The sequence below is a fragment of the Streptomyces sp. NPDC049837 genome, from assembly GCF_040674455.1.
Lineage (GTDB): Bacteria > Actinomycetota > Actinomycetes > Streptomycetales > Streptomycetaceae > Streptomyces.
In genome coordinates, this window is the sequence record NZ_JBFAMP010000003.1 from 390,581 (window position 1) to 412,564 (window position 21,984).

Genomic DNA, 21,984 nt, shown 5'->3' on the forward strand with positions numbered 1-21,984 from the left:
GGGTCACCGCCGGGGGCGCTGGTCGAGGGGGCGCATCAGCAGGTCGGCGATCTCCTCGCGCCGGACGTGGTCCTCGCGGGCCGCGAACTGGGTGAGGAAGATCGCGTTGAGGAGCTGGTCGGTCAGGCGCAGTTCGCCGTTGTGGTCGCCTTCGGCGAAGCTCTCCAGAAGATCGCGGTGGTCCTCCTCCGCGCCCTCCCCGAAGTGGGCCTGGACGAGGGCGGCGAGGCGTTCGTTGCGCGGCGGCTCCAGCTTGAGGTGGATGCAGCGCCGCAGCAGCGGGGCGGGGAAGTCGCGCTCGCCGTTGCTGGTCATCACGACGAACGGGAAGGCGTGGCACGTCACCCGGCCCTCGGTGACCGGGACGCGGCTGCCGTCCTCGTCGAGGACGTGGACGGTGCGCTGCCCGGGGCGGTCGGCGATGCGCTCCAGTTCGGGGATGCGGAACTCGCCCTCCTCCAGCACGTTGAGGAGGTCGTTGGGCAGGTCGATGTCGCTCTTGTCCAGCTCGTCGATGAGGAGCACGCGTGGCCGGCGGCCGGGCAGCAGGGCGGTGCCGAGGGGCCCGAGCCTGATGTAGCGCCCGATGCCGCCGTCGTCCTCCGGGCCGTCGTCGTCCCGTTCCCGGGAGAGCTGGGCGTCGTGGAGGCGGCCGATGGCGTCGTACGCGTACAGCCCGTCGCGCAGTTCGCTGCGGGAGACGATCGGCCACTGGAGGACGCGGCCGAGGCCCAGTTCGTGGGCGACGGCGTGGGCGAGGGTGCTCTTGCCGGAGCCGGGTTCGCCGGTCACCAGCAGCGGGCGCCGCAGGTAGAGGGCGGCGTTGATGAGCTGGAGGGCTTCCTCGTCCTGGATCGGCAGCGGGGCGCGGGTGCCCAGCCGCCGGGTGCTGCTGTGGTCGATGGGGGGCGCCTCGTGCGGCAGCGGTTCGCCGCTGAAGCGGCGCCAGCGCGGCGGGTCGGGGAGCCGGCCGATGCGCTCCGGGTCCGGCTGACCCTGCCCCCGGTAAATCAGCCAGTCGTCCATGACCTGCTCCTCGTCGGCGTTCGGTGGGTACCCGCGTTCCGGCCGACGGGGGCGAGGCGCGCCCACAGCGGGCCCCTGAAAACGTACCCGCCGAGCGGCCACTCATGGCCGATTTCCGGCCAACTACCTGTCTGTTTCATGCCGGTGAGCTCCACAGTCCCAGGGGTCCCGCGGGCACCGGCCGGCCGGGGTCGTCGTAGAGGACCGCGACCCCTTCGGCCCAGTGCTCCTGGTCGTGGCCTTCGTGTATCTCTTCTCTGATACGGCGCAGCCGGTCGGGGAGTTCATGGGCGGCGGCCGTCTCGCCGAGCAGCTCGGCGGCGCGCTGGTGGAAGGTGTCGCAGTCGCCGGCGCACGCGGTGGACCTGGCGTGCCCCTCGATGTGCCACAGGACGATCCCGTGGCCGGTTTCGAGCGCCATCTCCATGGCTCTGCGCCCGGCGCCCCGGCCCGCCGGGCGGCACAGCACCGGGATGTCGCACGCCGCCATGTCCGTGAAGTGCCGCCGCCTCGGCGACTGTCCGCCCGGCGGCGTACGAACGGCGGACAGCCGCCCGGCGGACACCACCGCCTCCCAGCGCCGCGTCCACGCCTCGTCCGTGCGGCCCCGGCGGCCCAGGTCACGGAGGACGACGCGGCGGCGCACGCCCATCGGCAGGTGCGCCTCGTCGCCGAGCCGGGCCATCTCCGCGAGCTGCCAGCGGTGCACCGGGGTGTCGAAGTCGGCGGCCGGCAGGACCACTTCGCACGCGGCCGGGTGGCCGTTGGCCGCGTCGGCGATCTGGAACGCCTCGTCGAGGGGCCGCCGCAGCCGCTCCAGCAGCCTGGCCTGTTCGACCCCGTCCGGGTCCTTCTCCGAGTCGAAGATCTCGCCGTCGCCACTGCCGTCGTCGATGCGGATCTGCCAGTGCAGGTTCCGGTACGGCAAGGGCTCGATCTCGACCACCACCACGCTGGCCCGGTCGCCGGAGGCGGGGTACGGGATGACGACCCGGTCCGGCATCTGGGCGGCGCCCACGGCGGCTTGCCCGGTGCGCGGGCTCGGCGCCAGGTCGGGCAGCCTGGCCTCCGTCACCAGATGGTGCTGGAACGGCGTCACGCGCCGGGTGCGCGTGACGATCCAGGCGTCCAGCTCCTCCACGGCCCCGGTGGCGGCGTCCTTGCCCCCCATGTCCTTGACCAGCAGCGACACCAGGCGCAGATAGTGCAGGAACGCGATGGCGGGGAACGGCCGGCCGTGCGGCCCGTACAGCAGGCCGTGGCCGTCGCGCCAGGCGGTGGGCGGCGGGTAGGCGAGCGGCGCCCGGTCGTTGCGCACGCGCTGCGCGAGCCGCTCGACGGCACCCTGCGGGGGCGGGTCGGCCAGCCCGGCCAGCAGCCGCAGCGAGGTGACCTGGTCGCCCGGTGACCACAGGTCGGCGTTGCCGGGTTCCTGGCCGAGGAGGAGTTCCTGGTGGTGGAGCCAGCTCCCGAAACTGTCCGCGTGGCGGGCGTGCCAGAGGTCGTGTTCCGCCATGACGTCCCGGTACAGCGTCCCGAAGGCGCGCAGCGCGGCGACGGGGACGGCCCCGCCGCCGTCCTTGCCGTACCGGCCGAACTTGGTGACGGCGACGACCGCGCCGGAGACGGGGTCGAGGACGGGTCCGCCGGAGACGCCGGGCGGGAACTCGGCCATGGGCGTGAACCGGATCGAGCAGCGGCCGTCGGACACGTTGTCGGCGATGTGCCCGGTCCACATCTCGTAGGGCTGCTCCGGGTCGTCCGCGGGCCGGAAGCCGTACACCCGGCGCTCGCCGACGGGCAGTACGGCCTGGTCGCTGAGCCAGACGCACCGGTGCTCGACGCCGTCGCCGGACGACAGCCGGACAAGCGCCAGGTCCTGGGCCGCCGGTACCGTCTCGCTCCACGGGTCCTTGACCAGCCAGCGCTCCAGCTTGGCCGGTACGGGGTCGATGCCGTAGTACGCCGGTGAGCCCGCGACCCGGAACTCCTGGCCGGGGTCGTCCCGCAGGTACGGCAGCAGGACGTGGGCGCAGGTCAGCACCCACCCGGGCGCCACCAGGAAGCCGCTGCCCCACATGCGCGGGTCGGCCGGGTCCGCGGGCAGGAAGCGGACGGTGGCTTCCCGGACGAGTGCGTCGAGGTCGGTGTGGGCGTCAGCCATTCGTGGGCGCGGGCGCGGCGGCGGGCGCGGCACCGTCGCCGTCGCCGAGCTGCCAGGTGAGCGTGACCTGGAGGGACGCCTTGGCCTCACCCTCCGCGAGGACCGCGATCGCCTTGCCCGACTTGACGGTCAGCTCCACGCCGAACGAGATCGACGCCTCGTGCGGCTTCACGGCGGACGCGGCGTCCAGCACGGTGCCGCCGACCCGCTGGATCAGCTCGGTCAGCTCCTCCAGCTTCGCCGCCGCCCGGTCGCCGACGCCGACGTCGCGGTCGGCCGCGCCGTAACCTCCGGCGGCGGCACTGACCCGGGCGTACACGACCTCGCCGTTGTCCAGCTCGATTCTGCGGATCTGTCCGTCCATCGCCGGCTCCCCCCGTGTCTGGCCCTGTCGGCCCCGTCCCGGGCCGAAACGATCCGAAGATCGAGGCTACTGGCCGGGGGCAGGCGCGGGCGAGAGCACGGAGCGCCGAAATCCGGACAGGTCCGGGGGCGGGGGAGCTCCGGGGGACGCCATACCCTGAGGGGGAACACCGAGCAGGAACCCGGGAGCACGTCTTGTACTTCACCGACCGTGGCATCGAGGAGCTGGAGAAGCGGCGCGGCGAGGAGGAGGTCACCTTCGAGTGGCTCGCCGAGCAGTTGCGTACGTTCGTCGACCTCAACCCCGACTTCGAGGTCCCCGTCGAGCGTCTGGCCACCTGGCTGGCGCGGCTGGACGACGAGGACGACGACGAGTAGTCAGCGGTAGTCAGCGGTGGTCGGCGGGCGGGGGCCGCGCAGGCGGTCGTAGGCGAGGCCCAGCGCGCCCTGGGCGATCAGGAGCGCGCCGGCCGCCGCCCAGCCGGGGCTGCGGCGGATGAGCGCCCAGGCGAGCAGGGGTACGCCCGCCGCCAGTTGGGCGGTGCCGAGGGCGCGGGCGCGCGGGCCGCAGATCCAGGGGCCGAGCGGGCCCTCCTCGACGGCGTCCAGTTCGGTGCGTACGGCGTCGAGCCAGCCGTGCCATTCGACGGCCTCCGCACCCTGTCCCTCGGCGGCGGCCCACAGGCGCGCGGCGGGTTCGCCGGGGGTGAGCCCCGGCGGGAGGGTGAGGCCGTGCCGGGACAGGACGGCCGCCAGGCCCAGCAGGCGGGCCGGGGCGTCGGCGTGCTTGTCGGGGCGGGTGAGGGGTTCGAGGTCCCGGATGTCCAGGACGGGGTCGAGCCCGAGGCGGGCGGCGAAGGTGTGCATGGCCTCGTCCTCGCCGGCGGGGGTGCCGTCCGCGAGCCAGGTGTAGCCGACGGGGCGGCGGAAGCCGGTCGCCAGGACGCAGCCCGCGCGGTCGGCGTCCCACCACAGGGCGACCACGGGCCACGTCACGCCGACGGTCAGGGCGCCGGCCCAGCCCGCGGCGACCCGGTCGACCGGTTCGGCGCCGTCCCGCCAGGGCTTTCCCTCGGGGACCAGCACGCTCCAGTCGGGGCCGGCCGGGGCGAGGAGCAGCCGCTCGCGCAGCAGCAGGGCCGGGGGCCGTACGGACGCCGTGTCGGCCCGGCAGAACAGCAGCACGCCCGGGGAAGTCGCGTTCATGGGCCTTACGCTAGGCCAATTTGCCCGGTTTCGGCGCACTTGACTTCACCGCACCGCGATATATCGTGTATCGACAGGAGACGCGATATGTTGCGTCACGTACCGGGGAGGCCCCATGCCGGAGTGGTCCGTCAACGAGCCGACGAAACTGACCCTCGACGAGCCCGTGACGGCGCTCAACGTGCGCGTCGTCAATGGGACGGTCAACGTCGTGGGCACCGACGAGCGCTCGACGCGAGTGGAGATCTCCGAGGTCGAGGGCCCACCGCTGATCATCACGCAGCAGGGCTCCACCGTGACCATCGCCTATGAGGACCTGCCCTGGAAGGGCTTCCTCAAGTGGCTCGACCGCAAGGGGTGGCACCGCAGCGCCGTCGTCTCCCTCGCCGTCCCGGCCGGCGCCGACGTCGAGGTCGGCGTGGTCGGCGCCGAGGCCGTGGTGTCGGGCGTCCGGGGGCGTACGGAGGTACGCGGCGTCACGGGGGACACCACGCTCGTGGGCCTCTCGGGCCCGGTCCGCGCCGACACCGTCTCCGGCAACGTGGAGTCCCAGGCGGTCACCGGCGACCTCCGCTTCAACTCCGTGTCGGGCGACCTCACGATCATCGAGGGCGCCGGCACCTCCGTACGGGCGGATTCGGTGAGCGGCGACATGGTCATCGACCTCGACCCCGCCGAGGAGCCCACCGACATCCGGCTCACCACCGTCTCCGGCGAGGTCGCCATCCGGCTGCCCCACCCCGCGAACGCGAAGGTCGAGGCCCACACCACGGGAGGTGCCGTCTCCAGCGCGTTCGACGACCTGCGGGTCAGCGGACAATGGGGCGCCAAGAAGATCACCGGCACGCTCGGCGAAGGCAGGGGCACGCTGAAGGCCACCACGGTCTCCGGCTCGATCGCACTGCTCCGCCGGCCCGAGGAAGCCCCCACCGGAAAGGCGCTCTGACATGCCCCCCGTCTTCGCCCACGGCCGGCTCCGCCTCTACCTGCTCAAGCTCCTCGACGAGGCGCCGCGCCACGGCTACGAGGTGATCCGGCTGCTGGAGGAGCGCTTCCACGGCCTGTACGCGCCCTCCGCCGGCACCGTGTACCCGCGCCTGGCCAAGCTGGAGGCCGAGGGCCTGGTCACGCACGCCACCGAGGGCGGCCGCAAGGTGTACTCGATCACCGACGCCGGGCGCGAGGAACTGGCCGGACGCAGCGCCGAACTGGCCGACCTGGAGCTGGAGATCCGCGACTCGGTCTCCGAGCTCGCCGCCGAGATCCGCGACGACGTGCGCGGCGCGGCGGGCACCCTGCGGCGCGAGATGCGGGCGGCGGCGGGCGAGACCCGGCGCACCACACCGCCCCCTGACGACGACTGGGCGGCCTGGCGCCGGGCCAAGCAGGAGTGGAAGGACCAGGCCCGGCGGGCCAAGGACGAGTCACGCCGCGCCCGCGAGGACGCCCAGGCGGCGCGCCAGCAGATGCAGCGGATCGTCCAGCAGGTCCAGGACCAGGTGCTGCGGGGCGAGGGCGCCCAGGGCCTCGCCGACCTGGCCGGCAGGCTGGGCGGCCTGCTCGGCGGCGCACCGCAGCACACCAAGCCCGCCCCGGCCGACACCCCGGAGTGGGCACAGGACACCGGCCCGTCCGCCGACCCGGCCCGCGACCTGGAACGCCTGCTGGACCGCTTCCGCGACGACATCCGCGACGCGGCCCGCGACCACGGCGTCACCCCCACCCAGCTCACCGAGGCCCGCCGCCACCTCTCCACGACGGCGGCCCACATCGTCGCGCTGCTGCGGGGGGCGCGGGACTAGGGCCTCTCGTTCGGATCTTGCTGGGCTCGTGACGCCTGGACACCGCACCTCGCGGCGTGGTCGTCGGTCGCCAATGTCCCCCGTAGCCCTTCGGGCACGGGAGGTGCCCCCACCGCAGTGGCTCCCTCCTCCGCCTTGCGATGCACGGCGCCAGACGCCACTCGCTGATCCAGCCTGATCCAAACGAAAGACCCTAGGCCTCGGTTTGCGGTCCCGGCTGGGCGGGCCCGCCGGGGCGCCCACGCGGCGCGCAACTGCCGCGCCCGGGGTGTGGGGGCGCCAACTCCCACGTCCGGTCAGCTCGCCCTGGCGTCGCCGTCCGGCGCGGACATCGCCCGCTCCAGCGCCCCGTGCGTCGCGCCGTGTTCGGCGAGGACGTCGGCGACGACGCCCGGGCGGGCCGCCAGGGCCAGCAGGAGGTGTTCGTCGCCGATGTGGCGGTCGCCGCGGCCGAGGGCGACGCGGAGGGACTTCTCCAGCGCGTCCTTGGCCGGGCGGGTGAAGGGCCGGTGGCCCGACCGGCGGCGCTTCGCCGGGCGGTCGCCCGCCAGGGCGCCCGTCCCGTGGGCCGCCTCGATCTTCGAGACGATCTCGGTCACGTCGATCCCGATGCCCGCCAGGGCGTCCGTGTCCGCCCGGGTCAGGCCGCCGCGCCGCCGGGCCTCGGCGAGGGCGGACTCCATGGAGGCGCGCCGGCTTGAGATGCCGAGCGCGGCGAAGGCGGCGGCCGACGGGGTGCCCTCCAGGTCGAGCAGGGCGAGGAGCAGGTGCTCGTCGGTGACGGAGTCGGCGTCCTGGCGTTCCGCGTGGGCGACGGCGCCCTTGACGACGGCCCGGGCAGCCTCGGTGAATCGCTCGAACATCAATGCCTCCCGTACTTCTTGTGTACGGCCTGCCGGCTGACGCCCAGCTCGGCCGCGATCTCCTGCCACGACCAGCCCTGGGCCCGGGCGCTGCGGACCTGTACGGCTTCCAACTGCTCCAGCAGCCGCCGCAGCGCGGCCACGGCTCGCAGGCCGACCCGGGGGTCACGGTCGCCCGCGCGTGCGGCGAGATCGGTCGCTTCGGTCATGGTGTCAACTTACGTTGACAATGACCGGACGTCAACCCTGGTTGACAGTCACCGTGACCGTCGCGCCCGGTACCGCCCGTACCACCACCCGCCCGGCCGGGCCCGGGACCACGCGCGCCCGCCCCTCCACCGTCACCCGCCAGCCGCTCGGGCTCGGCAGCGAGAGGACCGTGGCGCCGCCGCGCCCCGCGACGTACACCAGCCGGGACGGGCTCTGCTCGACCACCCGGCCCGCCACCGCCTCCGCGTACGGCGCCGCCGTCTGCTCCTTGTTGGTGCGCCAGGCACCCGAGCCGTCCACCGCGCAGTACCCGCCGCCGTAGCACCAGACGTAGCCCGCCCAGCCGGAGCTGTAGCGGTTCAGGGAGGCCAGCGCCTCGCGGTAGAAGCGGCCCATGTTCGGCAGGGAGTTGTTCAGCGGGCCCCACTCCCCCACGATGATCGGCACGCCGTACTCCTTCGGGTACCGCGTCACCGCCGCCTCGTACGCCTCGATCCAGCCGGCCGAGGGGTCGTAGTCCGCGCCCGCCTCCATCGCGGTGTTGTAGAAGTGCGGGGCGTAGACGACCTTCGGGTCCTTGATCTTCCCCAGGCCCGTGGGGACGCCCTCGCCCACGATCGGCGTCGGCTCGACGAAGACCCAGTTGTCGTCGTCGACCGAGCGGACCGCGTCCGCCAGCCGGTTGTACATGGGTGTGAGGTGGTCGTGCTCGATCCGGCGGGCGGCCGCCGGCAGGTCCTCGCCCTCGCGCAGTTCGCCCATCGGCTCGTTGATGAGGTCGTAGCCGAGCACCGCCGGGTGGTGCTCGAAGCGGTCGGCGAGTACCCGCCACATCCGTGCCTGGGCGCGACGGAGGTCCTCGTCCTCGTACAGGTGCGTGAAGGCCCGCTGCACGGCCGGTTCGAAGTACTCGGCGAACCAGTCGTCCGGGTGCGGGGTGAACGGCAGGCCGTCGGTGCGGGTGGCCCACTCCGGGATGCCCCGGTGGCCGAAGGCGGGGCCGAAGACGTCCTGGTGGGCGTCGATCAGGACGTGGACGTCGTGCTTCTCCGCCCAGTCCAGGATCCGCTCGATCTTGCGGAGGTACGCCTCGCTGTACTGGCCGCGCCTGGGCTCCAGGTCGTCCCAGAAGACCAGCAGCCGGGCGAAGTTGAAGCCCCGCGCGCGCATGTCGCGGAAGTGCTTCTCGGTGATGGCGGACAGCGCCGCCTCGCCGCGGTTCCTCTTGTCCTCGACGTTCCAGCCGCGCAGCGTGAGGACGCGGCCCCGGTCGTCGGTGAGGCGGGGTATGCCGGGCTCGGCGGCGGCCGCCGGGGCGGGCGGGGCGAGGGCCAGCAGGGCGGCGGAGAGTGCGAGGGCGAGGGTGCGCATGACGGGACCTCCGGCACGGTGGACAGTGCCGGAGATCCCATCAGCGGAGCTGACGGACCATCAAGAGGGGTTGAGGACAATCTTTCCGAAGAGGTCCCCGGCCGCCATCTTCTCGAAGCCCTCCCGCGCCCGGTCCAGCGGCAGCACCTCGTCGATGACCGGCCGCACGCCCGTCGCCGCGCAGAACGCGAGCAGGTCCTCCAGCTCGTCCTTGGAGCCCATGGTCGAGCCCACGACCTTCAGCTCCAGGAAGAAGATGCGGGTCAGCTCGGCGTGCGAGGGCCGGTCGCCGCTCGTCGCGCCCGAGATGACCAGCGTGCCGCCCGGCCGCAGCGACTTGACCGAGTGCGACCAGGTGGCGGCGCCGACGGTCTCGATGACCGCGTCCACCCGCTGCGGCAGCCGCGCGCCCGGCTCGTACGCCTCCACCGCGCCCAGCTCGATCGCGCGCTTGCGCTTGGCCTCGTCGCGGCTGGTGGCGAAGACCCGCAGCCCGGCGGCCTTGCCGAGGACGATCGCGGCCGTGGCGACCCCGCCGCCCGCGCCCTGCACGAGGACCGAGTCACCGGGGCGTACGCCCGCGTTGGTGAAGAGCATGCGGTACGCGGTGAGCCACGCGGTCGGCAGGCAGGCGGCCTCCTCGAAGGACAGCTCCTTCGGCTTGGGCAGTACGTTCCAGGCCGGGACGGCGACCTTCTCGGCGAACGTGCCCTGGTACCGCTCGGTCAGGATGGAGCGCGGCTCGTTGGGCCCGACGCCGTGGCCGGTCTGCCCGATGACGGAGTGGACGACGACCTCGTTGCCGTCCTCGTCGAGGCCGGCGGCGTCGCAGCCGAGGATCATCGGGAGCTTGTCCTCGCCGAGCCCGACGCCCCGCAGCGACCACAGGTCGTGGTGGTTGAGGGAGGCGGCCTTGACGGTGACGGTGGTCCAGCCGGGGCGTACCTCGGGGGCCGGGCGTTCGCCCAGCTCAAGGCCGTTCAGCGGCTGGTCGCGGTCGATTCGGGCGGCGTAGGCAGCGAACATGACGTTGAGATTAGGGCGGCACCGGTGCGCGGCGGAACCGCGCACCGGTGTGACGTGCGTCAGTCCCGGCGCCACTGGGCCGGCGAGCCCTTCGTCGCCGGGTCCTCGTACGAGCCCGTCTTGCCCCGGTCCACGTGGAAGGTGGTGAGCGTGGTGACCGGGGAGAGCGGGTCGCGGCGGTCGGCGATCACCCGCATGTGGGCGCTGAGCCGCTGCGGCGTCACGTCGTAGACGTCGTAGCCGTACCGGTTGCCCTCGAAGTACTTCAGGTGCGGGTTGGCCTGGCCCATCAGTGGGCCGTTGGTCGCGTTCCAGTCGGCGGAGTACGCGCCCGAGGTCACCGAGTGGGCCGTGAACTCCGTACCGACGAGCGGCGAGGAGGTGTCGTCGAAGTCCACCCGGATGTCGTCGACGAACGCCGAGTGCCAGTCGCCGGTGACGACGACGAGGTCTTCGAGGCCGCTGGAGTGGACATGGTTCAGCACCTCCTTGCGCTCGGCGAGGAAGCCGTCCCACTGGTCGGTGAACATGTACGAGCCGCCCGGCCGGCCCCGCAGTTGGCTCAGCATGATCGAGTTGGCCCACACGTGCCAGGAGTCGGGCGCCCGGTCGATGCCGGTCTTGAGCCAGGACTTCTGGCCGGCGCCCAGGATGGTGCCGTTGGCCAGGTTCTGGGCGGAGCGGTAGGAGCGCAGGTCCAGGACGGTCAGCTCCAGCAGGTCGCCCCAGCGGCGGGCTCGGTGGATCACCGGGTCGGGCAGCGCGGACTCCCCGCCGTCCCGGTGCGGCATGTTCTCGTACCAGGCCTGGTACGCGGCCGCCCGCCGCTGCATGAACGGCGCCCCACCGCCCGTACCGCTGTAGTCGTTGGCGACCTCGTGGTCGTCCCAGGTCAGGAACCAGGGGTGCGCGGCGTGGGCCTCGCGCAGGGAGGCGTCGCCCTTGTAGAGGGCGTGGCGGCGCCGGTAGTCGGCGAGCGTGAACACCGCGGGCCCCTCGTGGTCCCGCACGTGGTCGCCGCCCACCGGCCCGTGCTCGTAGATGTAGTCGCCCAGGTGGACGACGAAGTCGACGTTCTCGCGGGCGATGCCCCGGTGGGCGGCGTAGTAGCCGTCGTGGAACGCCTGGCAGTTGGCGGTGGCGAACCGTACCCGCGAGACGCTGCCGACCGGCGCGGTCTTCGTCCGGCCCACCCGGCTGGCCTTCCCCAGCGCCTTGAACGCGTACCAGTAGTGGCGGCCCGCGCCCAGCCCGCCCACGGGTACGTGGACGCTGTGGCCGAGCGTCGCGGAGGCGGGCGCGGTGCCCCGGGCGACGATCCGGCTGAGCGCCTGGTCCTCGGCCACCACCCACTCGACCTCGACGACGTCCGGGAGGTTCTGCTCGGCGGCGAGCGGCTCGGGCGCGAGGCGCGTCCACAGCACGACGCTCGTGGGCTGCGGGTCACCGGAGGCGACGCCGAGGGTGAAGGGCGCCGGGTCGTAGTCGGCGCCGAGCGCCTCTGCGGCTTCGCGCGCCTGGGCGGGCGAGAGGCCGGCGCTGAGCGGCCACACGACGTTGAGGGCCCCGGCGGCGCCGGCGGCCTTGAGCAGGCTGCGTCGGTCGAGCGTCATTTCTGTACCCCCGTGAGCGTGAGCGTGATCCCGTCCGCGTAACCGTCGTTCGACGTGCCGCCCCCGGTCCGGGTGAAAACGAGCAGCACGCGCGCGGTGCGGGCGCCGGGCGGGACGAGGGACCCGGCCTTGCGCTCCAGCAGTCCCGTGCGCCCCTTGCGCTCCCCGGACGTCACGGGACCCAGCACGCTCAGGGCGACCGGCGTGCCCTTGGCGTCGCGGAACTCCACCGACAGCCGGGCGCCGTCCTCCTGCGACGCGTATCCGCCGAGCCAGGCGCCCACGGCGTACCGCACCTGCCCGGCGTCGATGGCGGCGTGTCCGGTGGGCCCGGTCGCGGGCAGGGCGATGTCCTGCACGAGGGCGGTGCGCGGCGAGTTCCCGCCGGAGAAGAACCGGCTCCCGCGCTGGGCCGGGCCGGGGTCGGAGGCGGTGGGGTAGCCCCCGCCGAGGGTGTACGCGATGAGGGCGGGCGCGCCCTGCACGACCTGCCAGCCGGTGACGGTCCCGACGGGCTCGGCGGTACCTCCGGGACCGCTCTCGGCGTCTCCGTTGACGACCAGATTCACTCGCGCCTCCTGTGTGCTGTTGTTCCGTGGGGTGGCTTGGCGCGCTGCATCACAGCAGCCGTACGTGAACCTCCGGAAGAGCGGCGGCGAACATTGCGCGGGCGGTCCAAGGACCTGTGCGGAAAGTCCAAGATCCGGGTACGCGGAAGGGCCCTGTTCCGCCTCCCCTGGGAAGACGGATCAGGGCCCTTCGGACGGACCGACCGGCGCGTCAGCGGCGGGCGACGCCCTCCTCGCGCGCGGCGGCGGCCACGGCGGCCGTCACGGCCGGGGCGACCCGCTCGTCGAACGGCGACGGGATCACGTAGTCGGCGGCGAGCTGGTCACCGACCACGTCGGCCAGCGCGTTGGCGGCGGCGATCTTCATGCCCTCGGTGATCCGGGACGCCCGCACCTGGAGCGCGCCCGCGAAGATGCCGGGGAAGGCGAGCACGTTGTTGATCTGGTTCGGGTAGTCGGACCGGCCGGTGGCCACGACGGAGGCGTACTTGTGCGCGACGTCGGGGTGGACCTCCGGGTTCGGGTTGGCCATCGCGAAGACGAAGGCGTTCGGCGCCATCGACGCGATCGCCGGCTCCGGCACCGTACCGCCGGAGACGCCGATGAAGACGTCGGCGCCCGCCAGCGCGCTCTCCAGGGAGCCGGAGAGCCCGGCGCGGTTGGTGAGCTCGGCGAGCTCGCGCTTGACCGGCGTGAGGTCCTCGCGGTCCCGGCTGACGATGCCCTTGCGGTCCGCGACCGCCACGTCACCGAGCCCGGCCTCCAGGAGGAACTTGGCGATGGCCACACCGGCCGCGCCCGCGCCGGAGATCACGGCGCGCAGGTCGCCGAGGCCGCGGCCGGTGAGCTTCGCGGCGTTCCGGAGGGCGGCCAGGGTGACCACGGCGGTGCCGTGCTGGTCGTCGTGGAAGACCGGGATGTCGAGCCGCTCCTGGAGCTTGCGCTCGATCTCGAAGCACCGGGGGGCCGAGATGTCCTCCAGGTTCACTCCGCCGAAGGACGGGGCGAGGCGGACGACGGTCTCCACGATCTCGTCCGTGTCGGTCGTGGCGAGCGCGATGGGCACCGCGTCCACGCCGCCGAACTGCTTGAAGAGGATCGCCTTCCCCTCCATGACCGGGAGGGACGCCTCCGGGCCGATGTCACCGAGTCCCAGCACGGCCGTGCCGTCCGTCACGACGGCGACGACCTGGGACTTCCAGGTGTAGTCGTGCACGAGCTCGGGCCGCTCGGCGATGGCGCTGCACACCTTGGCGACGCCGGGCGTGTAGGCGAGGGACAGGTCGTCCTTGTCCCGCACCGGCACCGTGGCCTGGACGGCCATTTTGCCGCCCCGATGCAGCGCGAACGCCGGATCGAAGGGCTCGTCGGAGGCACTCTCCGCACTGTTGTCACTGTCGCTGCGAGGATTGACGATCTCCGCTGCCATTTGTTGACCCCTTAAGTCATTTCGTTCGAGGGTGGCCACTCCTGGTTGAGGAGGGGTGGGCGGGCACCGCGTCCGTGCCTGCGCGAGGCGGTTGGCCCGCCCTTGCAGGGGGAGGTACGTACGCGTCGGGCGCGCCGCACACGCGCCCTGAGCCCCGGATGAGGGGTGTAAAGGTCCTTCTTACCCGACAGACGGCTCCATCGACGAGTCCGTAAATCGCGTCCGGCTCGACCCCGGCCACAGCAGGGACCCGGTGACATGACTCATAGCCGGATTTCTGGACAAATCCGTACGCGACCTGGTTTGCGACTGCTATCGCGTCCAAATGACGAGATCAACCGGAGATTTTCCGGCGGGAAGAAGGCAACCCCGTAGAAGGTCCGGCCTTGATGTACCGGCCTGTTGGGGTTCGGGGGTCTCCCGTTACCCGATTTTGACATGCGCGGCCCCCTGTTTGGGCCAGTCCGAATGGCAAGATGCGGAATCACACGAGGTCGCGACACCCGAAGGTGCGTGCCCGACCCCTCTTTGGATCCCCCTCTTACCCGCCGGAGGAACCCGACCATGACCGCAAGCACCACCCGCTGTACGACCGCCGCGAAGACCCGGACGTCGGGTACGTCCCGGGTGGCCGCGGTCGCCGCGATCGCGGTCGCCGGCTCGCTGCTGCTGACCGCGTGCGGCGACCAGACCGACAAGCCGGTCAAGACGGACCAGGCCACCGGCAAGCCCGCGATCCCCGCACCGCTCGCGGACCGGCTGCCCCAGGCCATCCGCGACAAGGGGGAGATCAAGGTCGGGTCGGACATCGCGTACGCCCCGGTCGAATTCAAGGACAAGGACGGCAAGGTCGTCGGTATCGACCCGGACCTCGCGGACGCCATGAGCAAGCAGCTCGGCGTGCGGTTCGTGTTCGAGAACGGCACCTTCGACACCCTGATCACGGGTCTGCGCGCCAAGCGCTACGACATCGCGATGTCGGCGATGACGGACACCAAGGACCGCCAGCAGGGCATCGACTCGGAGACCAAGAAGAAGGTCGGCGAGGGCGTCGACTTCGTCGACTACTTCAACGCCGGTGTGTCGATCTACACCAAGAAGGGCGCCGACAAGGGCATCAAGACCTGGGCCGACCTGTGCGGCAAGAAGCTGGTCGTGCAGCGCGGCACCGTCTCCGAGGACCTGGCCAAGGCCGAGTCCGCGCGGTGCGTGAAGGCGAAGAAGGGCAAGATCACGATCGAGGCCTTCGACACCGACCAGCAGGCCCAGACCCGGCTGCGCGCCGGTGGCGCCGACGCCGGCTCCTCGGACTTCCCGGTCGCGGCGTACACGGTCAAGACCTCGGGCGGCGGCAACGACTTCCAGATCGTCGGCCCGCAGGTCGAGGCCGCGCCGTACGGCATCGCCGTGGCCAAGGGCAACACCCAGCTCCGTGACGCGATCAAGGCCGCGATGGACGCCGTCATCGCCAATGGCGACTACAAGAAGATCCTGGACAAGTGGGGTGTCGCCGCCGGTGCGGTGACCGAAGCCAAGATCAACGGCGGTTCCTGAATCCCGGCCACCAGCGCCACGTAGGCCCCTGAAAGGCACCACCTTGACTACTGACATCAAGAAGACGGGCCCGGAGGACTCCACGCCGCCCGCCGGACCGGAAGCCATCAAGGCGATCCCGGTCCGGCACTACGGCCGGTACGTCACCGCCGTCGTCGCCATCGCGCTCTTCGCCGCGATCATCTACGCCTTCGCGCAGGGCAAGATCAACTGGGGCGCCGTCCCGGACTACTTCTTCGACGACCGGATCGTCGAAGGCATGGGACAGACCCTCCTGCTGACCGTCCTGTCGATGGCGATCGGCATCGTCGGCGGCATCATCCTGGCGGTGATGCGGCTGTCGAAGAACCCGGTGACCTCGTCGATCGCCTGGTTCTACATCTGGTTCTTCCGGGGCACCCCGGTCCTGGTCCAGCTCTTCGTCTGGTTCAACCTGGGCCTGGTCTTCGAGTACATCAACCTCGGCCCGGTCTACAAGGACGAGTGGGCCGACTTCATGACGCCGTTCCTGACGGCGCTGCTGGGCCTGGGCCTGAACGAGGCCGCGTACATGGCCGAGATCTGCCGCGCGGGTCTCCTCGCGGTCGACGAGGGCCAGACCGAGGCCGCCCACGCCCTCGGCATGAGCCACGGCAAGACCCTGCGCCGGATCGTGATCCCGCAGGCGATGCGCGTGATCGTGCCGCCCACGGGCAACGAGGTCATCAACATGCTGAAGACGACCTCGCTGGTGGCAGCCGTGCAGTACTACGAGCTGCTGCGCAACGCCCAGGACATCGGCCAGACGTCCGGCGCCCCGGTGGAGATGCTCTTCCTCGCCGCCGCCTGGTACCTGATCCTGACCTCGATCCTCAGCGTGGGCCAGTACTACCTTGAGAGGTACTACGCACGCGGCTCCTCGCGCCAACTGCCGCCCACGGTGTTCCAGAAGATCAAGGCCAACGTGCTCTCCCTGTCCAACCGACCGGCCACGGGAGGTACCGCATGACCGCCATGGTGAAGGCCGAAGGCGTCCACAAGTCCTACGGCGCAGCGCACATCCTCAAGGGCATCGACCTGGAGGTGCAGTCGGGCGAGGTGTTCTGCCTCATCGGCCCGTCCGGCTCCGGCAAGTCGACGTTCCTGCGGTGCATCAACCACCTGGAGAAGATCAACGCCGGCCGGCTGTACGTCGACGGCGAGCTGGTCGGCTACCGCCAGAAGGGCGACAAGCTGTACGAGCTCAAGGACAGCGAGGTCGCGCTCAAGCGGCGGGACATCGGCATGGTCTTCCAGCGCTTCAACCTGTTCCCGCACATGACGGCGCTGGAGAACGTCATGGAGGCGCCGGTCCAGGTCAAGGGCGAGTCGAAGGCCGTGGCCCGGGAGCGGGCGGCCAAACTGCTGGACCGGGTCGGCCTGGCCGACAAGGCCGGCAACTACCCCTCGCAGCTCTCCGGCGGCCAGCAGCAGCGCGTGGCGATCGCCCGCGCGCTGGCGATGGAGCCGAAGCTGATGCTCTTCGACGAGCCGACGTCGGCGCTGGACCCGGAGCTGGTGGGTGACGTCCTGGACGTCATGCGCGACCTCGCCGAGTCCGGCATGACGATGGTCGTGGTGACGCACGAGATGGGCTTCGCCCGTGAGGTCGGCGACTCGCTGGTGTTCATGGACGGCGGTGTGGTGGTGGAGTCGGGCGACCCGAAGGACGTCCTGACCAAGCCGCAGCACGAGCGCACGAAGGCGTTCCTGTCGAAGGTGCTGTAGTCCGCACACGAAGGGGCGGTACGGGAGGAGTCCCGTACCGCCCCTTTCGTGCCCGGTCGCTACTTCAGCGCGAGCACCAGCGCGTCCGACGGCGAGGACCAGACCGCCCGCGCCTCCGCGAAACCGGCCTCCGTAAGGGTGCGGGCGTGCCAGTCCAGGGAGGGTGTGTCGCCCTCGGCGTGCTCGCCGTAGATCGCGAACCGCTCGGCGGTCGGCTCGGCCAGCACCGGGTCCTTGGCGGCCACCTCCCACCAGGTGGCCCAGTCGAGGGCGCCGGCGTCCCTGGCGCGGTCCATGGCGGCGTGCCGGTGGGCGCGCTCGGCGGCGTTGATCCGCGGAGTGGTCTCGTCGATCATGTGGTCGGCGTTCATGAAGACGCCGCCGTCGCGGACGAGCCCGCCGAGCTGCCCGTACAGCGCGGCCAGCGGCTCGACGCGCAGCCAGTGCAGGGCGGTGGCGGTCAGGACGGCGTCGTACGAGTCGTACGGCAGCGCCTTCACCCACGCCGGGTCCGTGAGGTCGGCCCGTACGAAGGTCACGCGCTCGTCCCCGGCGAAGTACCCCTCGGCGATGGCGAGGAGCGCGGGGTCGAGGTCGACGCCCGTGCTGACGGCGTCCGGGAACCTCTTCAGGAGCCGGTCCGTAATACTCCCCGTACCGCATGCGAGGTCGAGGACCCTCGGCGCCGGGCCGGTGAAGGCCTCGACCATGTCGAGCATGACCCGGAACCGCTCCTCGCGGTCGGGCATGTACCACTCCTGCTGGCGGTCCCAGCTCTCCTGCCAGGCCCGCCAGTCGGTTGCCGCAGTCGTCTCCGTCACCAGGACCTCCGTAATACCCTCGTATCAGACCTGTCTGTTACAAGACCGTGCTCTGACCGTAGACCACCACCGTAAGGACTACAAGTGGAACTGGCCTATTACTCGGACTACGCCGTACGTCTGGTGAACACCGAGGAGCCGGCGCGCAACAAGGACTCCCTCACCTCGGTGGAGGCGGTCCGCGACCTGTTCGGTGAGGCCTCGCAGATGGCGCGGCGCGCGACCGACGCGGACGTCACCCGGTTCCGTTCGGTACGGGCGCGGCTGCGGGCGGTCTTCACCGCGGCCGACGCCGGCGACCAGACGCGGGCCGTGGACCTGCTCAACTCACTGCTGCTGGAGTTCCCGGTCAGCCCGCAGATCTCCGGCCACGATTTCCTCGACGACGAGGGCCGGCCGCGCTGGCACATGCACCTCGCCGACCACCCCTCCAACGCGACCGCCGGGTACGCCGCGATCGCCGCGATGGGCCTGGCCTTCCACCTGACCGAGTTCGGTGCCGACCGGCTCGGCCTGTGCCAGGCGGCCCCGTGCCGCAACGCGTACCTGGACACCTCCACCAACCGGTCCCGCCGCTACTGCTCGGACCGCTGCGCCACCCGCGCGAACGTCGCCGCCTACCGGGCCCGCAAGCGCCTGGAGACGGAACGGTCGGCGAGCACCGGCCGCACCGCCGACACCAGCCAGGAGAGCACCACCCTGACCGACCGCTGACGCCCGGGCCGTATCCCCCGGTACCGCGCCCGCACCCTCCCGAGCACCAGATCCTCCGGTACGGGGCCGAAGGCGCGGCTGTCCACGGCCTCGGCGGCCCCGTTGTCCCCCAGCACCCACCAGCCGCCGTCCCGCCGCTCGACCAGCCGCTTCACGATGAGCAGGTCCTGCTGCAACGGATGCCGCAGCACGGCCACGTGCCCGGCCCGCAGCGGCGCCCCGTAGTGCACCAGCAGTTGGTCACCGTGGTGCAGGGTGGGCACCATCGACGGCCCCGACACCTCCGCGACCCCGAACGGCACCCTCGGCCCCCGCTCGCGTCCCCGCCCCTCCTGCTCCGTCATCCGGCACACCTCCTGGACCTTCCTCCACGAGTCCCATGGTCACCCTGGACTTTTGTCGTAAGCCCATGGGGGCACTCGCGAAAACCCGTCTGTCACGGAGTAATGTCCCACCTGAGAAGACGATCACGAGGAAGGACGGCTCAATGCTCTCCCGCCTGTTTGCCCCGAAGGTGAAGGTCAGCGCGCACTGCGACCTCCCCTGCGGTGTCTACGACCCGGCCCAGGCCCGCATCGAGGCCGAGTCGGTCAAGGCCACGCAGGAGAAGATGCAGGCGAACGACGACCCGCACTTCCAGGCCCGCGCGACCACCATCAAGGAAGAGCGCGCGGAGCTCGCCAAGCACCACGTCTCGGTGCTGTGGAGCGACTACTTCAAGCCGCCGCACTTCGAGAAGTACCCGGAGCTTCACCAGCTCGTCAACGACGCCCTGAAGGCCCTCTCGGCCGCCAAGGCGTCGACCGACCCGGCGACGGGCCAGAAGGCGCTGGACTACATCGCGCAGATCGACAAGATCTTCTGGGAGACCAAGAAGGCCTGAGCTGCCCACCCACGCAGCACAGCAGCGACGACGGCCCGGCCATGCGGCACCCGCCATGGCCGGGCCGCCGTGCGTTGCCGTGCGTCCCTCGATGCCGGGGCTACTCGCCGGTGGTGCCGTCCAGGCGCTCGCGGAGGAGGTCGGCGTGGCCGTTGTGGCGGGCGTACTCCTCTAGCCGCCGTCCGGGCGGCGGGGCCAGTGGGCGGGGCGGCTCTCGCCGTTGAACGTGTTGGCGAACCAGCCGCGCTCGACCTCGGCCAGGTGCCGGACGAGGCCGAGGAGGGAGAGGGACGACGGCGGGACCGCCCGGGTGCGGAGCTGGTCGGCGGTGAGGCCGGCGACCTTCATGACCAGAGTGCCGCGCTGGTACTGAAGGATGCCGGTCAGCGTGGTGCGCTCATCGGCGAGCGGGGCGGGTTCGGTTCTCGTGACCACGGGGTTCTCCATGCGGTCATCCTGCCGGGGCGGACGGGGTGTCCGTGACCGGGAGGGTGTAGCGGACCTTTTCCTTGGCGTGGGCGCCCAGGCGGTCGTAGAAGCGGATCGCGCCCTCGTTCCAGGCGGGCGTCTGCCACTGGACCTCCGGCAGGCCCAGGGCGCGGGCCTCCGCGACGACGGCGTCCATCAGCTTCGGGCCCGCCCCGAGGCCCCGTTGGCCGACCTCAAGGAACAGGCAGTCCAGGTGCAGGTATTCGCGGCCGTCCCAGGTGGACAGCTCGGGGGCGCACGTCGCGTAGCCCACGAGGCGGCCGTCGCCGGGGCGTTCGGCGACCAGGCAGCGAAGGCGCGGGGCGTGGGTGGCGAAGAGCAGCGCGGCGAGCCGGTCGGCGAGACCGGGCGCGGGCGGGGTGGCCTTCTCGTACGCCGCGTGCTCGGCGGCCAGTTCGGCGACGCGGGGCAGGTCGGCGGGGCGGGCGTGGCGCACGGTGACGGACGGGGAAGGGGAAGGTGTCATGGCGTACATCGTGACCGGCGCCCGCGGGTCAGGTCCGCCGGGGCGTCGTGGGCCCACGTCAGCAGGGTGTACGTGCGGCCGTTGCTCTGGGCCGTCTCGGGGGGCTCGTCGGTGAGGCGGAAGCCGGCCGCGCGGGCGACGGCCTTGCTGGCGGTGTTGTCCGGCTCGATCTGGAGGATCACGCGTGGCAGGCCCAGGACGTCGTGGGCGTGGGCGGTGAGCAGGCGGGTGGCGCGGGAGGCGAGGCCCTGGCCGCGGTGGGGGGCGCCGATCGCGTATCCGAGGGCGCCGTGGGTGAGGCTCAGCAGGACCTCGCCGAGGGGTGCGCCGCCGTCCCGGGTGATCGCCAGGTGGAGGCGGGTGCCGTCGGCGCGGGTGCGGCGGATCATCGCCAGGTACGCGGTCGCCGCCGCCTCGTCGAAGGGGGAGGCGAGGGGCGTGCGGTAGGCGACGGCGGGTTCGTCGAACAGCTCGGTCATGGCCGGGACGTCCGCGTCGGTCCACTCGCGCAGGACGAGGTGGCCGTCGGTGAGGGTGAGGGGGCCCATGGTTCCTTCCGGGGTACGGGGGTCAGGCCGCCCGCGCCAGCGGGCTTCCGTGGCGCAGCAGCCACTGCCGGTACGCCGAGGTGCGCAGCGCCGCCTCGCGGTAGGCGGCCGTGAGGTCCGCGTACGCCAACTCCGCGTACGACGACCCGGCGTCCGCCCCGGGGCGGCTGTAGAGCAGCAGGCGCACCGCCAGCGGGTCGCCCCGTAACGGCCGTATCGCCATGTCGTCGCGCGGCCCCGACGTCGGCTGGCAGGGCGCCACCACCTCGCCGGCCACGATGAGCGAGGCGGCCGTGTGGTAGTCGCCGTGCAGGACCGGCGGGTCGATCCCGGCCGCCGCGAGCACCCGGCGCAGCCCGTCCCACTCGCCGTCCACGGTGGGGTCGACCATCCAGCGGTCGCCGGCCAGGTCGGTGAGGGCCACGACGGGCGCGGCGGCCGCCGGGTGGTCCCGCGCCATGGAAATGAACTGCGGCTCCCGCTCGACCAGTACGCGCCGCTCCAGCCCGTCCGGTACGCGCAGCGGGCAGCCCTCCACCTCGTGGACGAACGCCACGTCGAGCTGTCCCGCCGCCAGGGCCCGCAGCAGGGCGCCCGCCGAGACGTCCATGTGCAGCGTGATGTCCGTGCCGGGCAGCCGGTCGCGCAGCCGCCGCAGCCAGCCCGCCAGCACCCGGCTGGCGGTGGAGCCGACGCGCAGCCGGGCCCCGTCGGCGCGTGCGGCGGCCGCCCTGGTCTCGGTGACGAGGACGGCCATCTGGGCCACGAGGGGGCGGGCACGGCTGAGGACGGCGTGGCCCAGCGGGGTGGGCCGGCAGCCGGTGCGCTCGCGCACGAACAGCTCCGCGCCCAGGGCGTGTTCGATGCGCCGCAACTGGGTCGTCAGGGACGGCTGGCTGACGCCGAGCAGGCGCGCCGCCTTGTGCAGGCTGCCCGTGTCCGCGATGGCGCACAGCGCCCGCAGGTGCCTCACCTCCAGCTCCATGTGCCGAGGGTAGGACGGTTGACGGCCGAACCACTAGAGAGGGAAGGCGAGTTGAGGGACGGGTGATGCGCCGGTGCTATCCCCCGTTGACATCATCCGTACGGCACGCGGGCTCCCCGACACTCTCCCCAACCGA

At 72.1% G+C, this 21,984-nt stretch carries 24 protein-coding genes and 1 pseudogene; 8 read left to right on the forward strand and 17 right to left on the reverse strand.

From position 1 onward, the window contains the following. Positions 1-3 precede the first annotated feature (3 nt). The 3 genes from AB0J57_RS09655 to AB0J57_RS09665 form a co-directional block, all read right to left on the reverse strand. Complete coding sequence (locus AB0J57_RS09655; protein WP_366127489.1) at positions 4-1,026, reverse strand: MoxR family ATPase; 1,023 nt, start codon at positions 1,024-1,026, stop codon at positions 4-6. Positions 1,027-1,162: 136 nt separating this feature from the next. Next, the gene (locus tag AB0J57_RS09660) at positions 1,163-3,190 is read right to left on the reverse strand and encodes a trypsin-like peptidase domain-containing protein (RefSeq protein ID WP_366127490.1); all 2,028 of its coding nucleotides are present in this window, start codon (positions 3,188-3,190) and stop codon (positions 1,163-1,165) included. Further along, positions 3,183-3,554, reverse strand: coding sequence for a CU044_2847 family protein (locus tag AB0J57_RS09665; RefSeq protein ID WP_366127491.1), 372 nt, complete (start codon positions 3,552-3,554; stop codon positions 3,183-3,185). The genes AB0J57_RS09660 and AB0J57_RS09665 overlap by 8 nt, the downstream gene beginning before the upstream one ends. 194 nt (positions 3,555-3,748) lie before the next feature. On the opposite strand from AB0J57_RS09665, the gene AB0J57_RS09670 reads away from it, so the two are divergent. Next, entirely contained in the window at positions 3,749-3,931 is a 183-nt protein-coding gene (locus AB0J57_RS09670) for a DUF6104 family protein (RefSeq protein WP_019075209.1), read from the forward strand. Here the strand turns inward: AB0J57_RS09670 and AB0J57_RS09675 are convergent, their stop codons facing one another. Further along, positions 3,932-4,759, reverse strand: a complete 828-nt coding sequence (locus AB0J57_RS09675) for a hypothetical protein (RefSeq protein ID WP_366127492.1) — start codon at positions 4,757-4,759, stop codon at positions 3,932-3,934. Positions 4,760-4,874: 115 nt separating this feature from the next. On the opposite strand from AB0J57_RS09675, the gene AB0J57_RS09680 reads away from it, so the two are divergent. Both AB0J57_RS09680 and AB0J57_RS09685 read left to right on the forward strand, forming a co-directional pair. Beyond that, positions 4,875-5,705 (forward strand): DUF4097 family beta strand repeat-containing protein, encoded by an 831-nt coding sequence (locus AB0J57_RS09680; RefSeq protein ID WP_366127493.1) that lies wholly within the window; start codon positions 4,875-4,877, stop codon positions 5,703-5,705. 1 nt (position 5,706) lies between these two features. Next, positions 5,707-6,561 carry a PadR family transcriptional regulator gene (locus AB0J57_RS09685; RefSeq protein WP_366127494.1) on the forward strand — a complete coding sequence of 285 codons (855 nt, stop codon included), beginning with the start codon at positions 5,707-5,709 and terminating at the stop codon, positions 6,559-6,561. A 296-nt stretch (positions 6,562-6,857) separates the two neighbouring features. Here the strand turns inward: AB0J57_RS09685 and AB0J57_RS09690 are convergent, their stop codons facing one another. From AB0J57_RS09690 to AB0J57_RS09720, 7 genes are all read right to left on the reverse strand, one after another. Then, positions 6,858-7,424, reverse strand: coding sequence for a Clp protease N-terminal domain-containing protein (locus AB0J57_RS09690; protein WP_366127495.1), 567 nt, complete (start codon positions 7,422-7,424; stop codon positions 6,858-6,860). Beyond that, positions 7,424-7,633, reverse strand: a complete 210-nt coding sequence (locus tag AB0J57_RS09695; protein ID WP_056794174.1) for a helix-turn-helix domain-containing protein — start codon at positions 7,631-7,633, stop codon at positions 7,424-7,426. Before AB0J57_RS09695 ends, AB0J57_RS09690 begins: the two co-directional genes overlap by 1 nt. 31 nt (positions 7,634-7,664) lie before the next feature. Then, on the reverse strand, positions 7,665-9,005 hold the full coding sequence (locus AB0J57_RS09700; RefSeq protein ID WP_366127496.1) for a cellulase family glycosylhydrolase: 1,341 nt from the start codon (positions 9,003-9,005) through the stop codon (positions 7,665-7,667). Between the two features lie 60 nt (positions 9,006-9,065). After that, a complete protein-coding gene (locus AB0J57_RS09705) occupies positions 9,066-10,031 on the reverse strand; it encodes a zinc-binding dehydrogenase (RefSeq protein ID WP_366127497.1) in 966 nt (321 codons plus the stop codon). A gap of 59 nt (positions 10,032-10,090) precedes the next feature. Beyond that, positions 10,091-11,644, reverse strand: a complete 1,554-nt coding sequence (locus tag AB0J57_RS09710; protein ID WP_366127498.1) for an alkaline phosphatase D family protein — start codon at positions 11,642-11,644, stop codon at positions 10,091-10,093. Further along, positions 11,641-12,213 carry a phosphoesterase gene (locus tag AB0J57_RS09715; RefSeq protein WP_366127499.1) on the reverse strand — a complete coding sequence of 191 codons (573 nt, stop codon included), beginning with the start codon at positions 12,211-12,213 and terminating at the stop codon, positions 11,641-11,643. The genes AB0J57_RS09710 and AB0J57_RS09715 overlap by 4 nt, the downstream gene beginning before the upstream one ends. A 211-nt stretch (positions 12,214-12,424) precedes the next feature. After that, complete coding sequence (locus AB0J57_RS09720; protein WP_366127500.1) at positions 12,425-13,642, reverse strand: NADP-dependent malic enzyme; 1,218 nt, start codon at positions 13,640-13,642, stop codon at positions 12,425-12,427. Between the two features lie 564 nt (positions 13,643-14,206). Here AB0J57_RS09720 and AB0J57_RS09725 point away from each other — a divergent pair. From AB0J57_RS09725 to AB0J57_RS09735, 3 genes are read left to right on the forward strand one after another with little or no spacing between them, the layout of a single operon-like run. Next, a complete protein-coding gene (locus tag AB0J57_RS09725; RefSeq protein ID WP_366127501.1) occupies positions 14,207-15,196 on the forward strand; it encodes an ABC transporter substrate-binding protein in 990 nt (329 codons plus the stop codon). Positions 15,197-15,239: 43 nt separating this feature from the next. Next, complete coding sequence (locus AB0J57_RS09730; protein WP_366127502.1) at positions 15,240-16,184, forward strand: amino acid ABC transporter permease; 945 nt, start codon at positions 15,240-15,242, stop codon at positions 16,182-16,184. Next, positions 16,181-16,942 carry an amino acid ABC transporter ATP-binding protein gene (locus AB0J57_RS09735; protein ID WP_366127503.1) on the forward strand — a complete coding sequence of 254 codons (762 nt, stop codon included), beginning with the start codon at positions 16,181-16,183 and terminating at the stop codon, positions 16,940-16,942. Before AB0J57_RS09730 ends, AB0J57_RS09735 begins: the two co-directional genes overlap by 4 nt. A 59-nt stretch (positions 16,943-17,001) precedes the next feature. Here AB0J57_RS09735 and AB0J57_RS09740 read toward each other — a convergent pair whose 3' ends face one another. Further along, a complete protein-coding gene (locus AB0J57_RS09740) occupies positions 17,002-17,763 on the reverse strand; it encodes a class I SAM-dependent methyltransferase (protein WP_366127504.1) in 762 nt (253 codons plus the stop codon). An 84-nt stretch (positions 17,764-17,847) separates the two neighbouring features. Here AB0J57_RS09740 and AB0J57_RS09745 point away from each other — a divergent pair, with 84 nt between their 5' ends. Next, positions 17,848-18,477 (forward strand): CGNR zinc finger domain-containing protein, encoded by a 630-nt coding sequence (locus tag AB0J57_RS09745; RefSeq protein WP_366127505.1) that lies wholly within the window; start codon positions 17,848-17,850, stop codon positions 18,475-18,477. Here AB0J57_RS09745 and sodX read toward each other — a convergent pair. Beyond that, positions 18,381-18,821 (reverse strand): nickel-type superoxide dismutase maturation protease, encoded by a 441-nt coding sequence (gene sodX, locus AB0J57_RS09750; RefSeq protein WP_366127506.1) that lies wholly within the window; start codon positions 18,819-18,821, stop codon positions 18,381-18,383. The genes AB0J57_RS09745 and sodX overlap by 97 nt on opposite strands. A 143-nt stretch (positions 18,822-18,964) precedes the next feature. Here sodX and sodN point away from each other — a divergent pair, with 143 nt between their 5' ends. Continuing rightward, positions 18,965-19,360: a superoxide dismutase, Ni gene (sodN, locus tag AB0J57_RS09755; protein WP_084895967.1), complete on the forward strand. Its 396-nt coding sequence runs from the start codon at positions 18,965-18,967 to the stop codon at positions 19,358-19,360. A 100-nt stretch (positions 19,361-19,460) separates the two neighbouring features. Here sodN and AB0J57_RS09760 read toward each other — a convergent pair. The 4 genes and pseudogenes from AB0J57_RS09760 to AB0J57_RS09775 all read right to left on the reverse strand — a co-directional run bounded on the left by AB0J57_RS09760 (position 19,461) and on the right by AB0J57_RS09775 (position 21,848). Continuing rightward, positions 19,461-19,807 (reverse strand): annotated as a pseudogene (locus AB0J57_RS09760) (DUF664 domain-containing protein). 4 nt (positions 19,808-19,811) lie between these two features. Beyond that, positions 19,812-20,315 (reverse strand): GNAT family N-acetyltransferase, encoded by a 504-nt coding sequence (locus tag AB0J57_RS09765; protein WP_366127507.1) that lies wholly within the window; start codon positions 20,313-20,315, stop codon positions 19,812-19,814. Further along, complete coding sequence (locus tag AB0J57_RS09770; protein ID WP_366127508.1) at positions 20,312-20,863, reverse strand: GNAT family N-acetyltransferase; 552 nt, start codon at positions 20,861-20,863, stop codon at positions 20,312-20,314. Before AB0J57_RS09770 ends, AB0J57_RS09765 begins: the two co-directional genes overlap by 4 nt. Before the next feature lie 22 nt (positions 20,864-20,885). Further along, entirely contained in the window at positions 20,886-21,848 is a 963-nt protein-coding gene (locus AB0J57_RS09775) for a LysR family transcriptional regulator (protein WP_366127509.1), read from the reverse strand. Positions 21,849-21,984: the final 136 nt, after the last annotated feature.